Source organism: [Flexibacter] sp. ATCC 35103 (genome assembly GCF_001975985.1).
GTDB lineage: Bacteria > Bacteroidota > Bacteroidia > Flavobacteriales > Flavobacteriaceae > Flavobacterium.
The window spans coordinates 930465-950867 of the sequence record NZ_MTQF01000001.1; the positions used below are offsets into that span (position 1 = coordinate 930465).

21 protein-coding genes are annotated in these 20403 nt (G+C 33.3%); 17 read left to right on the top strand and 4 right to left on the bottom strand.

Annotated elements, in window-relative coordinates:
- Positions 1 to 35 precede the first annotated feature (35 nt).
- On the bottom strand, positions 36 to 1565 hold the full coding sequence (guaA, locus tag BXU01_RS03920) for a glutamine-hydrolyzing GMP synthase (protein ID WP_083691782.1): 1530 nt from the start codon (positions 1563 to 1565) through the stop codon (positions 36 to 38).
- A 245-nt stretch (positions 1566 to 1810) separates the two neighbouring features.
- Between guaA and BXU01_RS03930 the strand changes: the two genes are divergently transcribed.
- From BXU01_RS03930 to BXU01_RS03940, 3 genes are all read left to right on the top strand, one after another.
- On the top strand, positions 1811 to 2338 hold the full coding sequence (locus BXU01_RS03930; RefSeq protein ID WP_083691784.1) for a hypothetical protein: 528 nt from the start codon (positions 1811 to 1813) through the stop codon (positions 2336 to 2338).
- A gap of 137 nt (positions 2339 to 2475) precedes the next feature.
- Entirely contained in the window at positions 2476 to 2928 is a 453-nt protein-coding gene (locus BXU01_RS03935) for a hypothetical protein (RefSeq protein ID WP_123773937.1), read from the top strand.
- Between the two features lie 234 nt (positions 2929 to 3162).
- A complete protein-coding gene (locus BXU01_RS03940) occupies positions 3163 to 4899 on the top strand; it encodes a thiamine pyrophosphate-dependent enzyme (RefSeq protein ID WP_083691786.1) in 1737 nt (578 codons plus the stop codon).
- A gap of 89 nt (positions 4900 to 4988) precedes the next feature.
- On the opposite strand, the gene BXU01_RS03945 is transcribed toward BXU01_RS03940, so the two are convergent.
- Together BXU01_RS03945 and BXU01_RS03950 are read right to left on the bottom strand one after the other, a co-directional pair.
- Complete coding sequence (locus tag BXU01_RS03945) at positions 4989 to 5702, bottom strand: hypothetical protein (protein WP_083691787.1); 714 nt, start codon at positions 5700 to 5702, stop codon at positions 4989 to 4991.
- A gap of 277 nt (positions 5703 to 5979) precedes the next feature.
- Positions 5980 to 6396 (bottom strand): hypothetical protein, encoded by a 417-nt coding sequence (locus BXU01_RS03950; RefSeq protein WP_083691788.1) that lies wholly within the window; start codon positions 6394 to 6396, stop codon positions 5980 to 5982.
- Between the two features lie 234 nt (positions 6397 to 6630).
- Between BXU01_RS03950 and BXU01_RS03955 the strand changes: the two genes are divergently transcribed.
- The 14 genes from BXU01_RS03955 (at position 6631) to BXU01_RS04020 (ending at position 19659) form a co-directional block, all read left to right on the top strand.
- Complete coding sequence (locus BXU01_RS03955) at positions 6631 to 7548, top strand: DnaJ C-terminal domain-containing protein (RefSeq protein WP_083691789.1); 918 nt, start codon at positions 6631 to 6633, stop codon at positions 7546 to 7548.
- The gene (locus BXU01_RS03960) at positions 7541 to 7846 is read left to right on the top strand and encodes a chaperone modulator CbpM (RefSeq protein ID WP_083691790.1); all 306 of its coding nucleotides are present in this window, start codon (positions 7541 to 7543) and stop codon (positions 7844 to 7846) included. The genes BXU01_RS03955 and BXU01_RS03960 overlap by 8 nt, the downstream gene beginning before the upstream one ends.
- Before the next feature lie 329 nt (positions 7847 to 8175).
- Complete coding sequence (locus tag BXU01_RS03965) at positions 8176 to 8559, top strand: RidA family protein (RefSeq protein ID WP_083691791.1); 384 nt, start codon at positions 8176 to 8178, stop codon at positions 8557 to 8559.
- Between the two features lie 187 nt (positions 8560 to 8746).
- Positions 8747 to 9982 (top strand): voltage-gated chloride channel family protein, encoded by a 1236-nt coding sequence (locus tag BXU01_RS03970; protein ID WP_083691792.1) that lies wholly within the window; start codon positions 8747 to 8749, stop codon positions 9980 to 9982.
- A gap of 131 nt (positions 9983 to 10113) precedes the next feature.
- On the top strand, positions 10114 to 11118 hold the full coding sequence (locus tag BXU01_RS03975; protein ID WP_083691793.1) for a bifunctional oligoribonuclease/PAP phosphatase NrnA: 1005 nt from the start codon (positions 10114 to 10116) through the stop codon (positions 11116 to 11118).
- Positions 11119 to 11124: 6 nt separating this feature from the next.
- A complete protein-coding gene (gene gldI / locus BXU01_RS03980) occupies positions 11125 to 11766 on the top strand; it encodes a gliding motility-associated peptidyl-prolyl isomerase GldI (protein ID WP_083691794.1) in 642 nt (213 codons plus the stop codon).
- 12 nt (positions 11767 to 11778) lie between these two features.
- Positions 11779 to 12855, top strand: coding sequence for a peptidylprolyl isomerase (locus BXU01_RS03985; protein WP_083691795.1), 1077 nt, complete (start codon positions 11779 to 11781; stop codon positions 12853 to 12855).
- Positions 12856 to 12895: 40 nt separating this feature from the next.
- Positions 12896 to 14023: a peptidylprolyl isomerase gene (locus BXU01_RS03990; RefSeq protein WP_083691796.1), complete on the top strand. Its 1128-nt coding sequence runs from the start codon at positions 12896 to 12898 to the stop codon at positions 14021 to 14023.
- A gap of 213 nt (positions 14024 to 14236) precedes the next feature.
- Positions 14237 to 15133, top strand: coding sequence for a DMT family transporter (locus BXU01_RS03995; RefSeq protein ID WP_083691797.1), 897 nt, complete (start codon positions 14237 to 14239; stop codon positions 15131 to 15133).
- 90 nt (positions 15134 to 15223) lie between these two features.
- On the top strand, positions 15224 to 15580 hold the full coding sequence (locus BXU01_RS04000; RefSeq protein ID WP_083691798.1) for a DoxX family membrane protein: 357 nt from the start codon (positions 15224 to 15226) through the stop codon (positions 15578 to 15580).
- Between the two features lie 29 nt (positions 15581 to 15609).
- On the top strand, positions 15610 to 16329 hold the full coding sequence (aqpZ, locus tag BXU01_RS04005; RefSeq protein ID WP_083691799.1) for an aquaporin Z: 720 nt from the start codon (positions 15610 to 15612) through the stop codon (positions 16327 to 16329).
- Between the two features lie 144 nt (positions 16330 to 16473).
- On the top strand, positions 16474 to 17301 hold the full coding sequence (locus tag BXU01_RS04010; protein WP_083691800.1) for a sterol desaturase family protein: 828 nt from the start codon (positions 16474 to 16476) through the stop codon (positions 17299 to 17301).
- Positions 17302 to 17421: 120 nt separating this feature from the next.
- Positions 17422 to 17700: a DUF2805 domain-containing protein gene (locus BXU01_RS04015; RefSeq protein ID WP_055098339.1), complete on the top strand. Its 279-nt coding sequence runs from the start codon at positions 17422 to 17424 to the stop codon at positions 17698 to 17700.
- Positions 17701 to 17799: 99 nt separating this feature from the next.
- The gene (locus BXU01_RS04020) at positions 17800 to 19659 is read left to right on the top strand and encodes a peptidase M61 (protein ID WP_083691801.1); all 1860 of its coding nucleotides are present in this window, start codon (positions 17800 to 17802) and stop codon (positions 19657 to 19659) included.
- Between the two features lie 159 nt (positions 19660 to 19818).
- On the opposite strand, the gene BXU01_RS04025 is transcribed toward BXU01_RS04020, so the two are convergent.
- Entirely contained in the window at positions 19819 to 20262 is a 444-nt protein-coding gene (locus tag BXU01_RS04025) for a hypothetical protein (RefSeq protein WP_083691802.1), read from the bottom strand.
- Between the last annotated feature and the right edge of the window lie 141 nt (positions 20263 to 20403).

The following is a 20403-nucleotide window of genomic DNA, read 5'->3' on the forward strand; positions in this document are numbered from 1 at the left end:
ATTACAAATGTAACGCCTTAATTTGAAAAATAATACTATTCCCACTCAATTGTTGCAGGTGGTTTTGAACTGATATCGTAAACTACACGATTCACGCCTTTTACCTTGTTTATAATGTCATTAGACACTTTCATCAGGAATTCATATGGTAAATGAACCCAGTCAGCAGTCATACCATCTGTAGATTCAACAGCTCTAAGCGCTACTACTTTTTCATATGTACGCTCATCGCCCATCACACCAACACTGTTTACCGGAAGCAAAATTGCTCCAGCCTGCCAAACTTTATCATATAATCCCCATGATTTTAATCCGTCGATAAAAACAGCGTCAACATCTTGTAAGATCTGAACTTTTTCAGGAGTAATATCTCCTAAAATTCTAATTGATAATCCTGGTCCCGGGAAAGGGTGTCTTCCTAACAATTCAGGATCTATTCCTAAAGTAGCTCCTACTCTTCGAACCTCGTCTTTAAACAACATTCTAAGTGGTTCTACAATTTTTAATTTCATATAATCCGGCAATCCACCCACATTATGATGCGATTTAATGGTTGCAGATGGTCCTTTCACCGAAACCGATTCGATTACGTCAGGATAAATAGTTCCCTGAGCCAACCACTTTACGTCTTCGATTAAGTGCGATTCATCATCAAAAACTTCGATAAATACACGACCAATAGTTTTACGTTTGGTTTCAGGATCACTGATTCCGGCTAATTCACCAAGAAAACGATCTCCGGCGTCTACTCCTTTTACGTTTAATCCCATTCCTTTGTATTGATCTAATACATTTTGGAATTCGTTTTTACGAAGTAAACCGTTATTTACGAAAATACAATATAAGTTTTTACCAATTGCCTGGTGCAATAAAACTGCCGCAACAGTAGAATCTACTCCGCCTGACAATCCTAAAACCACTTTATCATTTCCTAATTTCTCTTTTAATTCTCCCACCATTTCTTCTACGAAAGCATTTGGTGTAAAGTTTTGAGGAACTTCGGCAATATTAACTAAAAAGTTTTCCAGCATTTTTGATCCATCAGTAGAATGGAAAACTTCCGGGTGATATTGAATGGCATAAGTAGTTTCACCTTCAATTTTATAAGCTGCAAATTCTACATCATGTGTGCTTGCTAATTTTACTGCATTTGTTGGAAGTGCTTTGATACTATCGCTGTGGCTCATCCAAACCTGGCTATTTTCTGAAACTCCGTTAAAGAAAGTTTCCCCTTCTTTAATATAAGATAAATTAGCTCTACCGTATTCTCTGGTGTTCGAAGCCGCTACTTCACCTCCACTAAAGTGGGCTAAGTATTGTGCTCCGTAACAAACTGCCAACATAGGTAGCTTGCCTCGAATTTGAGATAAATCAGGATGTGGAGCGTCTTCTGCACGAACAGAAAATGGGCTTCCTCCTAAAATTACTGCTTTATAAGGTGATAAATCACTAGGAAAGTGATTGTAAGGGAAAATTTCGCAGAATATATTTAATTCGCGAACTCTACGCGCAATAAGCTGTGTATATTGCGATCCGAAATCTAAAATAAGTACGTTGTGTTGCATGCGCAAAAATACTTTTTATATTTCAATCTTAAAAATGGGAACAATGAAAAATTACTATTTTTTTTCATTATCCGATTTTTTAGGTACAATCCCGAAGTTTCGGGACAGAGCCACAAAGGTTCAAAGGGTTAAAACCGATGATTTTATTAAGTTTTTTCTTTGTTCCTTTGAGGCTTTGTTGCTTTGTGCCTAAAAAACAAAAATCCAACTATCAAAAAACATCGTAATTAGAGAAAAAACCATTTATGAAATCAAAACTAGTTGCCCTTTGTCTTTTTTTAGTTGTATTTTTTAATTCATGTGATGCTGTTGATGACTTACTGTCCTTTACCATTTCTAATGAAACTTCGATTAAAATAAAAAGTACTTCGCCTATCAATTTACCTTCAGAAATTATCACGCCTGATGTAACAACAAATTCTTCAGCTGAATTTGAAAACAACAAAACCAAAGCCAGTCTGGTTAAGGATGTAAAAATCAGATCGCTTAAATTATCGATTGCTGATCCTTCTGATAAAACATTCACGTTTTTGAAATCGATTCACTTATACATTTCAACATCAGATTCTAATGAAATAGAATTGGCATATCAGGATAATATCAATACTTCATCTAATAGCATTGATTTAATTTGTACCGATGCCAGATTAGATCAATATATAAAAGCTGATAAATATAAAATCAGGACTCAGGTTACTTTAAAAGAAACCCTTACAAAAGATGTAACGGTAAAAGCAGATATGAAGTTTAGAGTAACTGCAGATCCATTTTAATCAAAGGTTCAAAGTTGCAAAGCAACAAAGGTGCAGAGGTAAACATGTGTAAAAAACTTTGTTCCTTTGAACCTTTGTCGCTTTGAACCTAAAAACAAAGTACCTTAGAAACTTTAAATCTTTGTAAAACAAACCTCATGAAACTAATCCAGAAGATAGCAATACATCTAATAATTCTTTTTATTGTTATAATTTTTCCTGTTATTGTATATGATTTTATGTCCAACAATGGCTATTATGATTTTGCATTCATTGGTGGAATATCTTATTTTATTTATGCTTTTTATTTTGCGCTTAAAATTAAAAAGCATCGTGCAAAAGTTATTATTTTAGGAATAATCTCTTTATTATTAGCACTTTGCATTGGTTTATTACTGAGTGAAATCAATGTATTTATCCCTATTATATTATTAATAATTAATTTAATACTTCAGGCTTTTTTAGTAATCAAAAACCCAAGATATACAGATCAGACAATAGGAAACTCTTATTTGATTAATTTTGTAATTACTTTAATATTATCTGTTATAATTACTTTTTTTTGGTTTCTTGCTATGGCCGCAAGCGGCATGCCTTCTAATCATTACTAAATTACTTTTATAAAAAATATAAAAACCTCTTTCCGCACCTTTACCATTTTTTCCTCCAAAAAAAACAAGCTTTATTGCTCCGCACTTCTAAAAACCAAATCTTTTCATTAAATTTATAAAACCATACCAAATTGTTTTTACATCATAACCAGATGTTCTTAAAATCTAATCTTAAGAAAGTAAACCATAACCAATGTTGATACTGTCTAAATATTAATTTTAAAAATATAATCCATGAGTAAAATAGTTGCGGAACAATTAGTTGACATGTTGGTAGAAGCCGGAATAAAACGTGTATATGCGGTAACCGGTGATAGTTTAAATCATTTTAATGATGCAATACGAAGAAACGGAAAAATAAAATGGATTCATGTGCGACATGAAGAAGTTGGCGCCTACGCAGCGGCTGCCGAAGCAGAATTAGACGGTTTTGCGGTTTGTGCCGGAAGTTGCGGTCCCGGACATGTACACTTAATCAACGGTTTATATGATGCGCATCGCTCGCATGTGCCTTTATTAGCTATTGCTTCTACAATAAACACCAGCGAAATGGGAATGGGTTATTTTCAGGAAACCAATACCATTAAACTGTTTGATGATTGCAGTTGTTACAATCAAATGATTATGACTGCTGAACAGGCTCCAAGAATTATACAAACTGCCATACAACATGCTTTGGGTAAAAAAGGTGTTGCTGTTATTGGTTTACCCGGAGATGTTTCTGAGCTAAAAGCAGTTGAAAGTAATATATCTACTCAATATTTTCATTGTAATCCTGTTATCAGACCTTCTGATACTGAATTGCAACACCTCGCAAAAGCAATTAATGAAAGTACTAAAATAACTTTATTTTGCGGAATTGGAGCTGAAAAAGCACACGATCAGGTGGTGCAATTATCGCAACATATAAAAGCTTCCGTTGGATATTCGTTTCGAGGAAAAATGAGCATTCAGCCTAATAATCCTAACGAAATAGGAATGACAGGATTACTGGGACAGCCTTCTGCTTATCACAGTATGCACGAATCGCACTTGGTTTTATTGTTGGGAACAGATTTTCCGTATGATAAATTCATGCCTTCCGATAATAAAATCATTCAAATCGATACAAGTACAGAACGTTTAGGCCGAAGAGCGAATCTCTATATGGGTTTATGCGGTGATGTTGCTGATACCATTGAAGCTTTATTACCATTGCTGGAAACGAAAACAGATGATAGTTTTTTACAAGCGCAGCTTAAATTGTATGCCAGTGTAAAAGAAAGCATGAATACTTATATTAATGATAATGGCGGAGAAGATACCATTCAGCCGGAATATGTAGCCCATATCATTGATAAATTGGCAAATAATGATGCCATATTTACGGTAGATACCGGAATGACCTGCGTTTGGGGAGCACGTTTTATTAAAGGAACAGGAGAACGAAAAATGCTGGGTTCATTTAATCACGGATCAATGGCAAACGCAATGCCAATGGCGATTGGAGCAGCTCTTGCCCATCCGGAAAGACAGGTTATTGCGATGTGTGGCGATGGTGGATTATCAATGTTACTGGGAGATTTGGCAACTATTCATCAATATAATATCCCTATCAAAATTATTGTTTTTAATAATCGCGCTTTGGGAATGGTAAAACTCGAAATGGAAGTTGGAGGATTACCGGACAATGAAACTGATATGGTGAATCCGGATTTTGGCCTGATCGCCCAGGCAATGGGATTTCAGGGCGTAAATGTTCATAAACCCGAAGAAGTCGAGGCAGCAATTGAAAATGCATTCCGTCATAACGGACCCGTTTTACTAAATATTTTCACAAATCCAAATGCATTGGCTATGCCTCCAAAGGTAGAATGGGAACAAGTTGTGGGTATGGCAAAATCTATGACCAGATTAATGCTTGGAGGTAAAATGGAAGAAGTTCTGGATACGATTAAATCAAATTACAAACATTTGAAAGAAGGTATTTAAAGGTTCAAAGCAACAAAGGGACAAAGGTTCAGAGGTTTCAAAGCACAACAACTTTGTTCCTTTGAACCTTTGTTGCTTTGAGCCTTTGTTTACTCTTTTGTAACTATTATCGAAGCTTTAAATCCTGCGGCGAGATTATCCCAATAATCATTGGTTACTAATTGACCTTTATCGTCGTAAACCTGAATTTCGGCAGTATTTCCTCCCAGAGTTCCTATGTTTAATGCTTCAAAATCGAGTTTATTAAAGCCATCAGCAAGATCAATTTTTACATCTTTAAAATTAGCTTCTAAAAGTAATTGGTCTCTTATTACCTTATCATTTGAAGAAACTTTTACTAAATCGCCATCTATAGCACCAAAATCACGGAATTTCACAATAAAATATTTAGATTTTGTTCTAAAATCTCCTAGCGAAATATTTCGTTTTACCAATGTTCCGCGTCCTTCTTTTAAACCTGCATCTTTTAAGGCTTTATCTAAATCCTTTTCCATTTTAGGCACATAACGATCGCCCGGATTAGCAAAATCAGTTTCGGTAGACATGGTAAATTTACTTTTCTCCGCTCCTACCTGCAATTGCGATTTAGGGGTAATACTGGTATTATCAAAAACATTAGGTGTTTTAATACTTGGCATATCCATATTATCAGCCTGAGGATCTTTTACTTCCGGAAGAGGTGTTTTCTTTGGCTTTGCCCCAAACTTTGGCGCTGCAATAGGTCTGAATTTTGTACCAAATTCAGTTTGAGCTGAAACTGTGACAGCAGTAAAAAATAGTATGAAAAATAAAATATGCTTCATTGAAAAAGTATTTATCGAATCGGCTTTTATAATTTTTATAAAATCAGTGTAGCTTCACAAAAATAATATAATTTAGTTAGGCACTACAACTTTAAGACTATTATAACAATATATTAGGCTAATTTTTGGAAAGCAAAAAACCTGCCAAAAAAGATCTTTATTTCTATTTATTGTTCATAATATATACAAAAAACAAAAATCCGACTTGACTGAACAAATCGGATTTTTGCTAATAAAATGAAATTACTTTTAACTAAAAGAAGAAACTATTACAGAATTAATCCGTCACAATAACAGCTGTTAAGGTCGAAAGATCTAATGTTTTTCCGGCAGTATAATTAAGATGTACATCATCTGTATACGTCACTCCTGCTTCAACATACTCTACATATGTAGTTCTCTGAAAAACTTCGCCATCAGTAGTTTTAGCCGTAAACTTCACCGTGAAATTTCCTTGCTCATATTTGGAATATGATATTTTAGAAGTGTTTTTTACAGAATAGTTAATTTCAAGCCAATCGGCAACAAACTTTGTTGATGTAACAGTTAAAGTAAAATCTGCCGGATTAAAAGTATTGCCGTTTGAAGGTGCATTATCATCATCGTGGCTGGAGCTGCAGCTTGCCAGTAAGATTGACATAGTAGTTATTAAAATAAAACTAATAACTGATTTTAAGGGAGATAATTTTTTCATAATTAAATATATAAAAGGTTAGATTACATGATTATTTATAAGTTTACCTCTGCAATATTATAAGAAATAATCGCAAAAAAACATCAAAAAGTAAGATTTAACCTAAATAATAAATTTAATTCTTTATATTTCTTAAAACATCACTATTAAGTTGAAAATGATGTTTTTACTTTGGCATTTAATAAGTTATGATTAACTTCAATATTTTAATTTACTTATTAAAAATACAAGCAAATGGACTACATTGACTATTATAAAGCATTAGAAATTACCAAAGCTGCCACTGAAGCTGAAATTAAAAAAGCATATCGAAAATTAGCCCGAAAGTATCATCCTGATTTGAATCCGAATGATAAGGAAGCAGAGAAAAAATTCAAGGAAATAAATGAAGCAAATGAAGTTTTAAGCAATCCTGAAAATCGTAAAAAATACGACAAATACGGAAAAGACTGGAAACATGCTGATGAATTTGAAAAAGCAGGTTATAATCCTAATCAACAACAATCCAGACAACAACAAGGCGGAAGTCAAAGTTATTCAGATTTTGGAGGAGATTTTTCAGGAAGTGATTTTTCTGATTTCTTCAATTCTATGTACGGTTCTACTGGAAGAAGTTCCAGAAGTCAGGCTAAATACAGAGGACAGGATTTTAATGCCGAATTACAATTAGATTTAGAATCGGCATATACTACTCACAAACAAAACCTGACTGTAAACGGAAAAAATATCCGAATTACAATTCCGGCCGGAGTTGAGAACGGACAGATTATAAAAATCCCCAATCATGGTGCACCGGGAGCAAACGGAGGTCCGAATGGTGATTTGTATCTTACCTTTTTAATTGATAATAATTCAGATTTTAAACGCGAAGGAAATAATTTATACGCTGATGTTGACCTTGATTTATACACTGCAATTTTAGGCGGAGAAACTCATGTGAACACCTTTGACGGAAAAGTAAAAATTAAAGTAGCACCTGAAACACAACCCGGAACTAAAGTAAAACTGAAAGGAAAAGGATTTCCTGTGTATAAAAAAGACAATCAATTTGGTGATTTATATATTACTTATACATTAAAAATACCAACACAACTTTCTGCAAAAGAAAAAGAATTATTCCAGGAATTAGCTAAATTAAGAAATCATGAATAGTAAAAACTTAATTCAAATAAAACAATTTTGTATTTATCACGAAATTGAAAACACTTTTATAACAGAACTTCATAATTATGGTTTGGTAAAAATTATTTTCCTTGAAGAAGATGAATACCTACAACCTGAACAATTACCAACTGTAGAAAAAATGATACGACTGCATTATGATCTTAAAATTAATTTAGAAGGTATTGATGTTATCGCAAATCTATTGGATAAAATAGAATCGCTGCAACAAAACCTTACTGCTGCTCAAAATAAACTTCGTCTTTACGAACAGCATCAAATTGAATAAACAAGTTTTTTGTCACAGATTAAAATAATTGCTGTATTTTTTTGCCACGAATTTCACGAATTAAGCGAATTAAAATTGGTGTAAATTCGTGTAATTCGTGGCAACAATTTTGCATAAATAGATAATCTTTAAAATCGTATTGATCTCTGTCAAAAAAATAAAAACCATATTTAGTACTACTTAAAATATCACAAAAAAGAAAATTTAACGAGATGATTTCAATTCAATAATACTCTTTTTGATCTGCATATTTTATAAATTGCAGCAAAATTAACTAACCTGAATTTGATTTTTAAAAAGAATAAAACAAATTCAATAAAACACTAAAAATGAAAAGAGAAAACATCTTAACAGGATCACCTTGGGAGGACAAAATGGGATATTGTCGCGCAGTAAGAATTGGCAATATTATTGAAGTTTCAGGAACTGTGGCTATTGTTGATGGTGAAAAAGTAAAAGCTGATGATGCATATGCCCAAACTTACAACATTCTGGAACGTGTCGAAAAAGTGTTAGAAGATTTAAATGTTGGAATGAAAGACGTTATCAGAACTCGAATTTTCACGACAGACATTAGTACTTTTGAAGATGTAGCAAGAGCTCATGCTTCATTTTTTAAAGATGTTAAACCTACTACAGGTTTTTATGAAATAAGTAAACTTGTTGCACCTGAATATTTAGTTGAAATTGAATTTACCGCTGTTGTACAGTAAATATTTTTTGCCACGAATTTCACGAATTAGCTCGAATTATTTTTGTCTTCAAAAAATGGCTTTAAGTATTTACTAAAAAAATCCTTTTTAATCCATTCAATCTGTGGCAAAAAATTTCGCAAAAACACGAAGAAATTCGCGAAAATTAGTGAAATTCGTGGCAGAAAAAACTTCTCTTAAATAGTTAATGACTTCTCAAACCCCAAAACAAATACTTCTGGCAATTTTCAAATGGATTTCCATTTGTGTATTAATAGGTATTTTGTCCGGATCTGCATCTGCATTTTTCTTAGTTACTTTAGAATGGGTTACACAATTTAGAATTCAACATGACTGGATTATCTGGCTTTTGCCATTTGGCGGATTACTAGTAGGCTTGAGCTACTATTACTGGGGAGAATCTGTAGAAAAAGGAAACAATTTATTGCTTGAAGAATACGAAAATCCTAAAAGTGTTATTCCGTTTAAAATGGCTCCTTTAGTACTTTTAGGAACTTTACTTACACATTTATTTGGAGGCTCTGCAGGTCGTGAAGGAACAGCCGTACAAATGGGAGGCGCAATTGCAGATCAATTTACCAAACTTTTTAACCTCGATAATTCCGAAAGAAAAATTTTAATAATCCTTGGAATTAGTGCTGGTTTTGCTTCTGTTTTTGGAACGCCTTTAGCGGGCGCTATTTTTGCTTTGGAAGTTTTATACTTTAGTAAAATTAATTTCAAAAGTATTATTCTATCATTTTTAGTGGCTTATGTCGCATATTTTACCGTAGAATTTTGGCAAATTAAACACACTCATTACAGTATTCCGGTTGTTCCTGAAATTAGCATTTCAACCTTATTCTATGTTATCATCATTGGAATTTTATCTGGTTTTGCGGCTTTATTATTTTCAAGAAGTACACATTTCTGGGGTTCTCTTTTTTCTAAAAATATTAAATATCCGCCACTGCGTCCGTTTATTGGAGGCATTATTTTGGCGATTGCCATTGCCGGATTTGGGTTTACAAAATTTTCAGGATTAGGCATTCCGGTGATTGTAGATTCATTTTCGAATGCAAATCCATGGTATGACTTTTTACTTAAAATTTTATTTACAGGTGTCACTTTAGGTGCTGGCTTTAAAGGCGGAGAAGTAACACCACTATTTTTTGTTGGCGCTACTTTAGGAAGTGCGTTATCAATCGTAATTCCTTTGCCAATAGCTTTTTTGGCAGGTTTAGGATTTGTTGCAGTTTTTTCGGGCGCTACCCACACTCCTATCGCCTGTAGTGTAATGGGAATGGAACTTTTTGGAATTCAGCCTGGAATTTTTATCGCTATTACCTGTATTATTGCTTATTTTTCGTCTGGTTCTGTAGGAATTTATAAATCGCAAATTGTTAAGGGAGCGAAATATAAGTTATATCAAAAGTGGCTTTAATTAAGTCACAGTCACAGTTTTCACGTATAGTCTGCACTGGAAACAACGACAGAAAACTGACAATTAATAAAAGTGTGTTAATCTGTAAAATGATTTCAACATTACATTAAAAAAATGTAAATTCGCACACTATGAAAATACAAGATATAAAAGCGATACAATTATTACTCGCAACCCCAAAGAAAATCGCCATAATTCCGCATAGAGGTCCTGACGGTGATGCTATGGGTTCAACCTTAGGTTTATACCATTTTTTATTAAAGAACAATCACCAGCCAACTGTGATTGCCCCAAACGATTTTCCTGATTTTTTAGCTTGGTTGCCAGGTTCTGAAACCGTTAAAATCTTTGAAAAAGACACTGAAAACTGCACCAAAATATTAGAAGAAGCTGAGTTAATATTCACACTGGATTTTAATGCTTTTCATCGTACCGGAGAAATGGAACATACTTTAGCAAAGCTAACAGCTCCGTTTATCATGATCGATCACCATCAAAAACCGGATGACTATGCTGCCTATATGTACTCTGATACCTCGTTTGGATCAACTTGCGAAATGCTTTATAACTTCATTTCCTTTCTTGGAAAAAAAGAAGATATAGATAAGACTATTGCAACTTGCATTTACACGGGAATTTTGACTGATTCAGGTTCGTTTCGTTTCCCGCGAACTACAGGAAACACACATCGCATTATTGCAGATTTAATTGATTTAGGAGTCGAAAACACTCAGATTCCTGTTTTATTATTTGATAACAGTTCTTATGGCCGCCTTCAATTATTAGGTCGCGCTTTACAGAACATGAAAGTTTTCACAGAACATAAAACATCTTATACGTCACTTACCCAGGACGAATTAGATTCGTTTGATTATGTAAAAGGCGATACTGAAGGAATTGTTAATTACGGATTAAGTATAAAAGGTATTGTTTTTACTGCTATTTTTATCGAAAATAAAGACGAAAAAATTATCAAGATATCTTTCCGTTCACAAGGAGGGTTTGATGTAAACCAGTTTGCACGAGATCACTTTAATGGTGGCGGACACAGCAATGCAGCTGGAGGAAGATCAGATGTTTCTATGGAGGAAACCTTAAAGAAATTTGAAGATTTAGTAAATAAACTAAAAATATAATTCCACATGAACTACTTAAAACTAAGCATTTATACCCTACTTTTTGCTGTTTTATTTGTGAGCTGTAAACAGCACGAAGAAGCCAGAAGACCTATTTCTCAGGCTTCAGGTACTTTTATGAAAAAATCAGCTGACAGAAATAAAAAACTGGTAGCCAACGAAGAGGATGTTATAAAAAAAATAATAAAAAGCAATCCCAAAATAAAATATTATGCCACCAGAAAAGGATATTGGCTTTATTATGACGAACAAAACTCAGCCGATCCTGCAACACCTAAAAAAGGAGATATTGCTTATTTTAATTTGGAAGTAAAAGATATAAAAGGTAAAATCATTTACTCTGAAGCTGATCTTGGTCCGCAAACTTACTATGTAGACAAACAAGATATCATGATGGGATTGCGTGATGGTATTAAAATGATGCATAAAAATGAAACTGTGACATTCTTATTCCCTTCTCATATGGCATACGGATATCATGGAGATAACAAAAAAATAGGAACAAACCAGTCTTTAATTTGTACGGTGACACTTCGTAATTTTGTACCAGATCCGGTAGCTAAAGCTGCACCTGTAGTTGGACAAGCACAAAAACCTGTAACTCCAAAAGCTGTGAATCCAATTAAAAAAGATACAATAAACCCCTAAAACATTTTAAAAATGAAAAAGAGTATTTTACTATTATTAGTAGCCGTTAGCTCATTATATTCTTGCAAGGACGAACACAGTAATTTACCTGATGGTTTATATGCTGATATTGAAACCAATAAAGGACATATCATTGTTGAATTAGATTATAAAAAAGCTCCAGTTACTGTTGCCAATTTTATCACTTTGGCAGAAGGTAAAAATGAGTTTGTAACAAAAGATTACCTAAAAAAGAAACCTTTTTTTGATGGTTTAAAATTTCACAGAGTTATAGAAGATTTTATGATTCAGACCGGAGATCCTGAAGGAACGGGTTCCGGAGATACAGGATACAAGTTTAAGGATGAAATCAATGATTTAAAATTTGATAAAGCCGGAGTTTTAGCAATGGCTAACAACGGTCCTGGAACAAACAGCAGTCAATTTTTTATTACACATGTTGAAACTCCATGGTTAGACGGAAAACATACTATCTTTGGTCATGTCGTAGACAAAGGACAAGAAGTTGTAAATCAGGTAAAACAAGGCGATACTATTGTTTCTGTAACCATTATTAGAAATGGTGAAGCTGCGAAAAAGTTTGATGCCGTAAAAGTATTTACAGATTATTTCTCAGAAATTGCCAAAGAAAAAGGTAAATATGCAGGAGTTCAAAAAGAAAAAGTAGACTATTTTGCCTCTGTAAAACCTAAAACAACTAAAACAAATTCAGGTTTAGAATATTTAATTACAGAAAAAGGAACCGGTAAAAAACCAACTGCAGGAACTCAATTATACATTCATTATTCAGGATTCCTGGAAGATGGAACTTTATTTGATTCAAGTGTAGAAGAAGTTAATAAAGCTTTTGGAAAATTTGACGTTTCAAGAGCTGAACAACACGGATATCAGCCAATTCCGTTTCAGGCAGGCCGCAAAGATGGTATGATTCCCGGATTTATTGAAGGAATCGAACAACTTTCATTTGGAGACAAAGCAATTCTTTTTATTCCGTCTCATTTAGCTTACGGAGCAACAGGTGCCGGAGGAGTGATTCCGCCAAATGCAAATATTATTTTCGAAATTCAATTATTAGAAAAGCCACAATAACTATATATTAAGATTAACGTAGACTTAAATTCGGAACATTATGAAGTTTAAATTTCTATTTTTATTTTGCCTGGCGGTAGTAAACATCCAGGCTCAAACAAAAAAGCCAGTGGCTAAACCAAAGGCTCCGGTTACAAAAACAATTGCAAAAACAGATCCTAATGATGGCATTTTTGCTACTATATCAACTACAAAAGGGGACATAGTTGTATCGTTAGAATATGTAAAAACACCGGTAACAGTAGCCAACTTTATTTCTTTGGCAGAAGGAAATAATCCTAATGTAAAAGTGGAAAGACTGAAAGGAAAACCTTTTTATGACGGATTAAAGTTTCACAGAGTCATCAATGATTTTATGATTCAGGGTGGAGATCCGGACGGAAACGGTTCAGGAGGTCCCGGATATGCTTTTAAAGATGAATTTGTAGAAGAACTGAAGTTTGAAAAAGGCGGTGTTCTTGCCATGGCAAATTCTGGTCCTGCAACAAACGGAAGCCAGTTTTTTATCACTCATAAAGAAACACCTTGGTTAAACGGAAAACATACTATTTTTGGTCACGTAGTTTCAGGAATGGACAATGTAAATAAAATTGTTCAGGATGATATTATGACAAAAATTACCATTACCCGCAAAGGCGATGCTGCAAAAAAATTTAATGCAGTAAAAGTTTTAGCTGATGATGTAAAAAAACAAGAAGCCAAAAAAGCCGAATCTCAAAAAGTAGTAAAAGATAAAGCTGCTTACTTTGCGGCTAATAAAGCAAAAGCTACGGCAACTGCATCAGGTTTAAAATACGTTATTACAAAAAAAGGAACTGGTGTTAAAGGAGCTGAAGGTTCTGCAATCTATTTTCACTATGCAGGATATTTTGAAGACGGAAATCTATTTGACAGCAGTATGGCCAGCGTAGCAAAAGCTTATGGTAAATATGATGCAAATCGCGATGCTCAAAAAGGATATCAGGCTTTTCCTTTTACAGTAGGTAAAAAGGACGGTATGATTCCTGGTTTTATTGAAGCATTGGATATGATGACTGACGGTGAAAAAGCAATATTCTTCATTCCTTCAAATTTAGCATATGGAGAAAAAGGTGCCGGAGGAGTAATTCCGCCAAATTCCACTTTGATTTTCGAAATTGAAACTTATCAAAATCAACCTGTAAAATAAGATTTTACTTTTTAAGATATAATTAAAAAACCCATCAGAATATATATTTTGATGGGTTTCTTTTTTTCTGCAATACTATCAAATCCATAATTTTAAGACCTAAATCGATCTTTAAAATAAACTCATAACAGCATTTGTATTTGATTTCTATTAAATCCTAAACTAAATAGTGTACCTTTGCCGGCTTTATTTTTTTAAACTAAACAAGTCAAGATGTCACAAAACAATGTATTAAAGGGAGTTTTTTTAGTAGCAATAGGTGCTACAACTTACGGAATGTTAGCCACTTTTGTAAAAATGGCTTATTCAGAAGGATATACAACCGCTGAAGTAACCACATCTCAATTTGTATTAGGAATCATTGGAATTTTATTGATAAACGCTTTTCAAAAAGCAAAACATAAAGAGAATGTTGTAAAAGCAACCAAAAAAAATATTTTTAGCTTAATGCTTGCCGGAACTTCATTGGGTATGACCAGTTTATTCTATTATCTGGCGGTAAAATATATTCCGGTTTCTATTGGTATCGTTTTATTAATGCAAACGGTTTGGATGGGTGTTTTACTTGAAATGATCTTAGAAAAAAAACTTCCTTCAAAACAAAAAGTCATTGCTGTATTTATAGTTCTTATAGGTACTGTTTTAGCAACAAATATTATTCATAATGATGTAGCTCTTGATTGGCGCGGTCTTGCATGGGGAATTCTGGCTGCAGCATCTTTTACTACAACAATGTTTACAGCAAATAGCGTGGCAACCGAAATTTCATCTGCACAACGTAGTTTATACATGCTTTTGGGCGGATCTATAATCGTATTTTCATTTGCAATTGCGACTCAGGTAACCCCTTTTAACTTTGAAATTTTCATGAAATGGGGAATTATACTAGCACTGTTTGGAACTATTATTCCTCCAATGTTAATGACTGCTGGTTTCCCGTTAACCGGAATTGGATTGGGTAGTATTGTATCTGCGCTTGAACTTCCAGTTTCTGTAATGATGGCTTATATATTATTAGATGAAAAAGTGATCTTGTCACAATGGATAGGAATCGTTTTAATCATTTTTGCCATAATTATCATGAATGTAAATTTTAAGAGAAAAAATTAACTTATTTTGCAAACCATTAAAAAAAAGGTATTTGTAATGCAATAATTGTTAATTTTTTTATAAATTCGTGACAAATAATTACATATCATCATGAATTTACCTTGGCATTTATATTTAATGGCTGTTCTCTATATTATTGCCGGACTAAATCATTTTAGAAATCCCGGAATGTATGTCAGAATCATTCCGCCATTTTTTTCAAACCCCAAATTAATAAATTTTTTAAGTGGAGGAGCCGAAATTGTTTTAGGCATCCTCTTAATGGTTAATTGCACAACAAATTTTGCTGCGTGGGGAATTATAGCATTACTAATTGCTGTATTTCCGGCAAATCTTTTCATGTATCAAAATAAAAAAGCAAGTTTTGGCTTACCAAACTGGATTTTATTTGTACGTTTGCCCTTACAATTTGTTTTGATTTTCTGGGCATACCAATATACCCTTTAACAATCAACTATTAATTAAATTATTTTATTATGAAAAAATTATTTGCAGAGTTCTTTGGAACTTATTGGCTAGTTTTTGGAGGTTGTGGAAGCGCACTTTTTGCAGCTGGATATCCTACTTTAGGGATCGGATTTGCTGGTGTTGCACTTGCATTTGGTTTAACAGTATTAACGATGGCATATGCTGTGGGTCATATTTCCGGAGGACATTTTAATCCTGCGGTTTCTCTTGGTTTATGGGCAGGCGGCAGATTTCCTGCAAAAGATCTTTTACCTTATATTATTTCACAATGTATTGGCGCAATTGCCGCTGCAGGAACATTATTTATTATCTGGACCGGTAAGGCAGGAAATGCTATTAACAATTTGCAAGCCGGAGCTTTTGCTTCAAATGGTTACGGGGCATTCTCTCCAGACGGATATTCTTTGCAATCTGCATTTATAGCAGAATTTTTATTGACATTCTTTTTCCTGATCATTATTCTTGGAGCTACAGATAAATGTGCAAACACTAATTTCTGCGGTATAGCAATTGGTTTAGCCCTGACTTTAATTCACTTAATAAGTATTCCAATTACAAATACTTCTGTAAACCCTGCCAGATCACTATCACAAGCTATTTTTACAGGAGGAGAACCATTATCACAAGTTTGGTTATTTTGGGTAGCACCAATTTTAGGCGCTATTCTGGCCGGATTTATATACAAAACATTATTACAAAAGAATGACGAAACGGAGCATTCAGCTTAATAATCGTTAATATTTACATTATAACGTACTTTTAAAGAGAAAATCAGATATATTTATATTCGGTTTTCTCTTTTTTTATATGCCAATGCTTTAGGTTCTCTTTTAGAAAACAGATCAAAATGTATCAATCAAATTCTACTTTTCATGAATGATATTATAGCATATTTTAGTACGATTCCGTCTTCACACAGAAGTTTGATACTCATTGGCGGGATTACCATTTTTTGGCTGATCGAAAATACATTCCCCCTATTCAGGATGCAATATCGAAAATGGCAACATGCAGGAATCAATTTCTTCCTGACTTTTACCACCATTATTGTCAATTTTGTTTTAGCTTTTATATTAATTAAAACTGCCAATTGGACAACCGAAAATAATTTTGGATTGCTGCAATGGCTGCCTAAAATACCCATTTGGTTATATACCCTAATTGGTTTACTTCTATTAGACCTGATTGGTGCATATCTGGCTCATTATATTCAGCATAAAATAAAATTTTTATGGCGTTTTCATATTGTTCATCATACAGATACCTGGATTGATACCACAACTGCCAACAGACACCATCCGGGAGAAAGTATTATTAGATTTATATTTACAACTCTTGGGGTTTTAATAGTTGGAAGTCCAATGTGGATGGTTTTCTTGTACCAAAGTCTGTCTGTTATTTTTTCACAATTTAATCATGCAAATATTTCTCTACCCAATAAGCTGGATGCTATGTTGAGTTATTTTATTATTTCTCCTAACATGCACAAAGTTCATCACCATTATATTCTACCTTATACAGATAGTAATTATGGTAACATTTTTTCTGTTTGGGATCGTATTTTCGGCACTTTTACAACGCTTCCAAAAGAAGAATTAATTTACGGAGTAGACACTCATATGAGTTCAGAAGAAAACAATAGATTGAAAAATTTATTGCAAATTCCGTTTCAAAAATCAAGATCTGCAAAAAACAGTTAAAATCATTAAAAAAAATATCACAGATCGAACCAACTAATTATTTTTTTTATTAATATTGATACTTAAATTGAAAATCAATCTATTAATCATTAACCCCTATTTTGAATTAATTTTCACGTGATGAAAAAGAGTAACCGCAAAGAATTGAATTGGGAACAAACCGAAAAACTTGTTTCGTTAGCCTTAGAAGAAAAAAATCCATTTGAGATCATAAAAAAAGAATTTGGATTGGCAGAAAAAGAAGTTCTGGAAATCATGAAAAAGAAGATGCCACTTGAAAAATTTGAAATGTGGAAAAAGAAGGCAATTGCAAATAAACCAAAACCAAAACCCGTTAAAATAGATGATTTTGATGAAGATCTGGATGGTAAATATTATATAAAAAACAAGCTAGACTAAAACAGAACTCCTGAAATTCAGGAGTTTTTTTATATTTTTAATCTAATTGTAACTTTTTTGCTTTTTATAAGTCAAATACAAATAACTAAACACTAAGAAATGAAAAAAATACTTTACACCTTAGCTCTTGCAGTCACTCTTTGGAGCTGTAAAACAGGAAGCTCATCAGGTGCCGCAAAAAGCAATGTCGTAGATGTAACTATAAATCTAATTGATGTAAAAGACGATAAAGTTTTAGTGACTGTTACGCCACCACAAATCAAAACGGACGAAATCATTTACAGCATTCCAAAAACAGTTCCGGGAACTTATTCTACTGATAATTACGGTAAATATTCTGATGGATTTAAAGCTTTTGATGCTAAGGGAAATGAACTGGCAGTAAAAAGAATTGATGATAATTCCTGGTCAATTTCTAATGCAAAAACATTAAAAAAAGTGACTTATCTGGTAGGCGATACTTTTGATACTGAAAAAGGAACCGGATTTGGTAATGATGACGTTTTTTCGCCGGCAGGAACGAATATTAATGCAGGAATTAACTTCATGGTTAACACGCATGGTTTTGTAGGTTATTTTCAGGATAAACTAAATGTGCCTTATAAAGTTACGATTACGCATCCTGAAACACTTTGGGGCGCAACTTCTATGACTGATGAAGATGCCAGCAAAACAAGCGATGTATTTACAACGCCTCGTTATGCTGTTTTAGTCGAAAACCCTATCATGTATTCTAAACCGGATTATACGACTTTTAACGTAAACGGAATGGATATTCTGATTGCTGTTTATTCTCCTACCGGAAAATTTACTGCTGAAAGTATTACTCCGGAAATGAAAACGATGATGACGGCGCAGAAAAACTTTTTGGGTAAAGTAAATGCTACTAAAAAATATACGGTTTTATTGTATTTATCAAGCATGGCCAAAGATGATGCCCACGGTTTTGGAGCTTTAGAACATCCTACAGCAACTACAGTTGTTTTACCGGAATCTATGCCAAAAGAAAAATTGGTAGAATCTATGAAAGATGTAGTTTCTCATGAATTTTTTCATATTGTAACTCCTCTTACCATTCACTCAAAAGAAATTCAGTATTTTGATTATAATGCCCCAAAAATGTCAGAGCATTTATGGATGTATGAAGGTGTAACAGAATATTTTGCTAACCTGTTTCAAATCAATCAGGGATTAATTGGCGAAACTGAATTCTATACGCGTATTGCTGATAAAATAGAACAGGCAAAAGATTTAAACGATACGATGTCATTTACTTTAATGAGTAAAAATGTACTGGAACAACCTTACAAAGATCAATACTTAAATGTATATCAAAAAGGTGCATTGATTGGTATGTGCATTGACATTATCATTAGAGAAAAAAGTAATGGAGAAAGAGGAATCCTGGATCTAATGCATAAATTAGCTAACGAATATGGTGTTGAAAAACCATTTAACGATGACGAGCTTTTTGCTAAAATCACGCAATTGACTTATCCTGAAGTTGGTGAATTTTTAACCAAATATGTTGCTGGAACAACTCCAATTCCTTACGATTTTTATTTGGCTAAAGTGGGTGTAACAAAAGCATCTGAAAAAACTCCGGGAGCAATTTTCATTAAAGGACAAGCTCCTTATATTGGTGTTGATAAAGCAACCAAAATAATCAGCGTTCGTCCTGATGTTGATTTAAATGTATTTTTTACTAATTTAAATCTTAAAGCAGGCGATCAGATCATTTCTGTAAATAATAAAACCTATAACTTAGATAATATCTATGATCTGATTACAGAAAGTGAAAACTGGAAAGAAAATGATCCAATTGCTATTAAAATCAAGCGTGCCGGAGCAGAACAAACCATAAAAGGAACTGTAAAAGTACCATCTGAAGAAAAAGAAACGTTTAAAGCTACAGACGCTTCAAAAGAGAAACTTAAAAATGCATGGTTAAAAGGATAATTTCTTTTAATTAATCATCATAAAAAAAACCGACAATCACTTGTCGGTTTTTTTCTATTATGTCATTGCGAGGAACGAAGCAATCTCATTTTACATATCAATTTTACCTGTTGTTAGTGTGGTTGCTTCGTTCCTCGCAATGACTTTGCGTGTGTATCTTTATTTCTTAACCGGAAATTTCCAGTCAAATTCGTCTTTATCGTTAATAATTGCACCAACTTCAAACTTTACTACTTCATCAAATTCAGTTTGAAGAATAAACCAATTGTCTTCATTAAAATAATTCTCAAAAGTATCAAAAGTTTCCTGTGTATATTTTGTGATTCCTTTTGTTGCTAAATCTTTCTTTACATCAGCAATTTTTCTTCCGATAAGTTTGAATCCAAAAACTTCCAAATCATTGCTTGAAGCCACTACATAACCTAATTTCAAGTCTTCTTCCTGATAAAATGTCAATCTGATTTTTTGTGCATTGTATACAAAAATCACATTGTCATCTTCGTCTTTATAATTTTTATCAGGTTTTCCTAAAGCAGCGGTTACATCGTTTTGCTTCATTCCGAAAAGCAATTTATCAATTCCTGATTTTAGATTTATTTTCATATTTGATTGTCTTTATTTGAAATGCAAATTTCGTAAAGTTTTTTTGTTATTCGCCACGAATTCACGAATTATACTAACTTAATCTTTTTTCTTGTCTGGCTGAGTCTGATAAACTTAGACCTGACTGGTTTTAAAAACCTG

Coding starts and splice junctions, on each gene's coding strand:
- BXU01_RS04015 (WP_055098339.1), top strand. CDS start 17,422: ATGAAAAAGAGTAACCGCAAAGAATTGAATTGGGAACAAACCGAAAAA.
- aqpZ (WP_083691799.1), top strand. CDS start 15,610: ATGAAAAAATTATTTGCAGAGTTCTTTGGAACTTATTGGCTAGTTTTT.
- BXU01_RS03955 (WP_083691789.1), top strand. CDS start 6,631: ATGGACTACATTGACTATTATAAAGCATTAGAAATTACCAAAGCTGCC.
- BXU01_RS03945 (WP_083691787.1), bottom strand. CDS start 5,702: ATGAAGCATATTTTATTTTTCATACTATTTTTTACTGCTGTCACAGTT.
- BXU01_RS04000 (WP_083691798.1), top strand. CDS start 15,224: ATGAATTTACCTTGGCATTTATATTTAATGGCTGTTCTCTATATTATT.
- BXU01_RS03935 (WP_123773937.1), top strand. CDS start 2,476: ATGAAACTAATCCAGAAGATAGCAATACATCTAATAATTCTTTTTATT.
- BXU01_RS03950 (WP_083691788.1), bottom strand. CDS start 6,396: ATGAAAAAATTATCTCCCTTAAAATCAGTTATTAGTTTTATTTTAATA.
- BXU01_RS03930 (WP_083691784.1), top strand. CDS start 1,811: ATGAAATCAAAACTAGTTGCCCTTTGTCTTTTTTTAGTTGTATTTTTT.
- BXU01_RS03985 (WP_083691795.1), top strand. CDS start 11,779: ATGAAAAAGAGTATTTTACTATTATTAGTAGCCGTTAGCTCATTATAT.
- BXU01_RS03965 (WP_083691791.1), top strand. CDS start 8,176: ATGAAAAGAGAAAACATCTTAACAGGATCACCTTGGGAGGACAAAATG.
- BXU01_RS03975 (WP_083691793.1), top strand. CDS start 10,114: ATGAAAATACAAGATATAAAAGCGATACAATTATTACTCGCAACCCCA.
- BXU01_RS04020 (WP_083691801.1), top strand. CDS start 17,800: ATGAAAAAAATACTTTACACCTTAGCTCTTGCAGTCACTCTTTGGAGC.
- gldI (WP_083691794.1), top strand. CDS start 11,125: ATGAACTACTTAAAACTAAGCATTTATACCCTACTTTTTGCTGTTTTA.
- guaA (WP_083691782.1), bottom strand. CDS start 1,565: ATGCAACACAACGTACTTATTTTAGATTTCGGATCGCAATATACACAG.
- BXU01_RS03990 (WP_083691796.1), top strand. CDS start 12,896: ATGAAGTTTAAATTTCTATTTTTATTTTGCCTGGCGGTAGTAAACATC.
- BXU01_RS03960 (WP_083691790.1), top strand. CDS start 7,541: ATGAATAGTAAAAACTTAATTCAAATAAAACAATTTTGTATTTATCAC.
- BXU01_RS04025 (WP_083691802.1), bottom strand. CDS start 20,262: ATGAAAATAAATCTAAAATCAGGAATTGATAAATTGCTTTTCGGAATG.
- BXU01_RS03970 (WP_083691792.1), top strand. CDS start 8,747: ATGACTTCTCAAACCCCAAAACAAATACTTCTGGCAATTTTCAAATGG.
- BXU01_RS04010 (WP_083691800.1), top strand. CDS start 16,474: ATGAATGATATTATAGCATATTTTAGTACGATTCCGTCTTCACACAGA.
- BXU01_RS03940 (WP_083691786.1), top strand. CDS start 3,163: ATGAGTAAAATAGTTGCGGAACAATTAGTTGACATGTTGGTAGAAGCC.
- BXU01_RS03995 (WP_083691797.1), top strand. CDS start 14,237: ATGTCACAAAACAATGTATTAAAGGGAGTTTTTTTAGTAGCAATAGGT.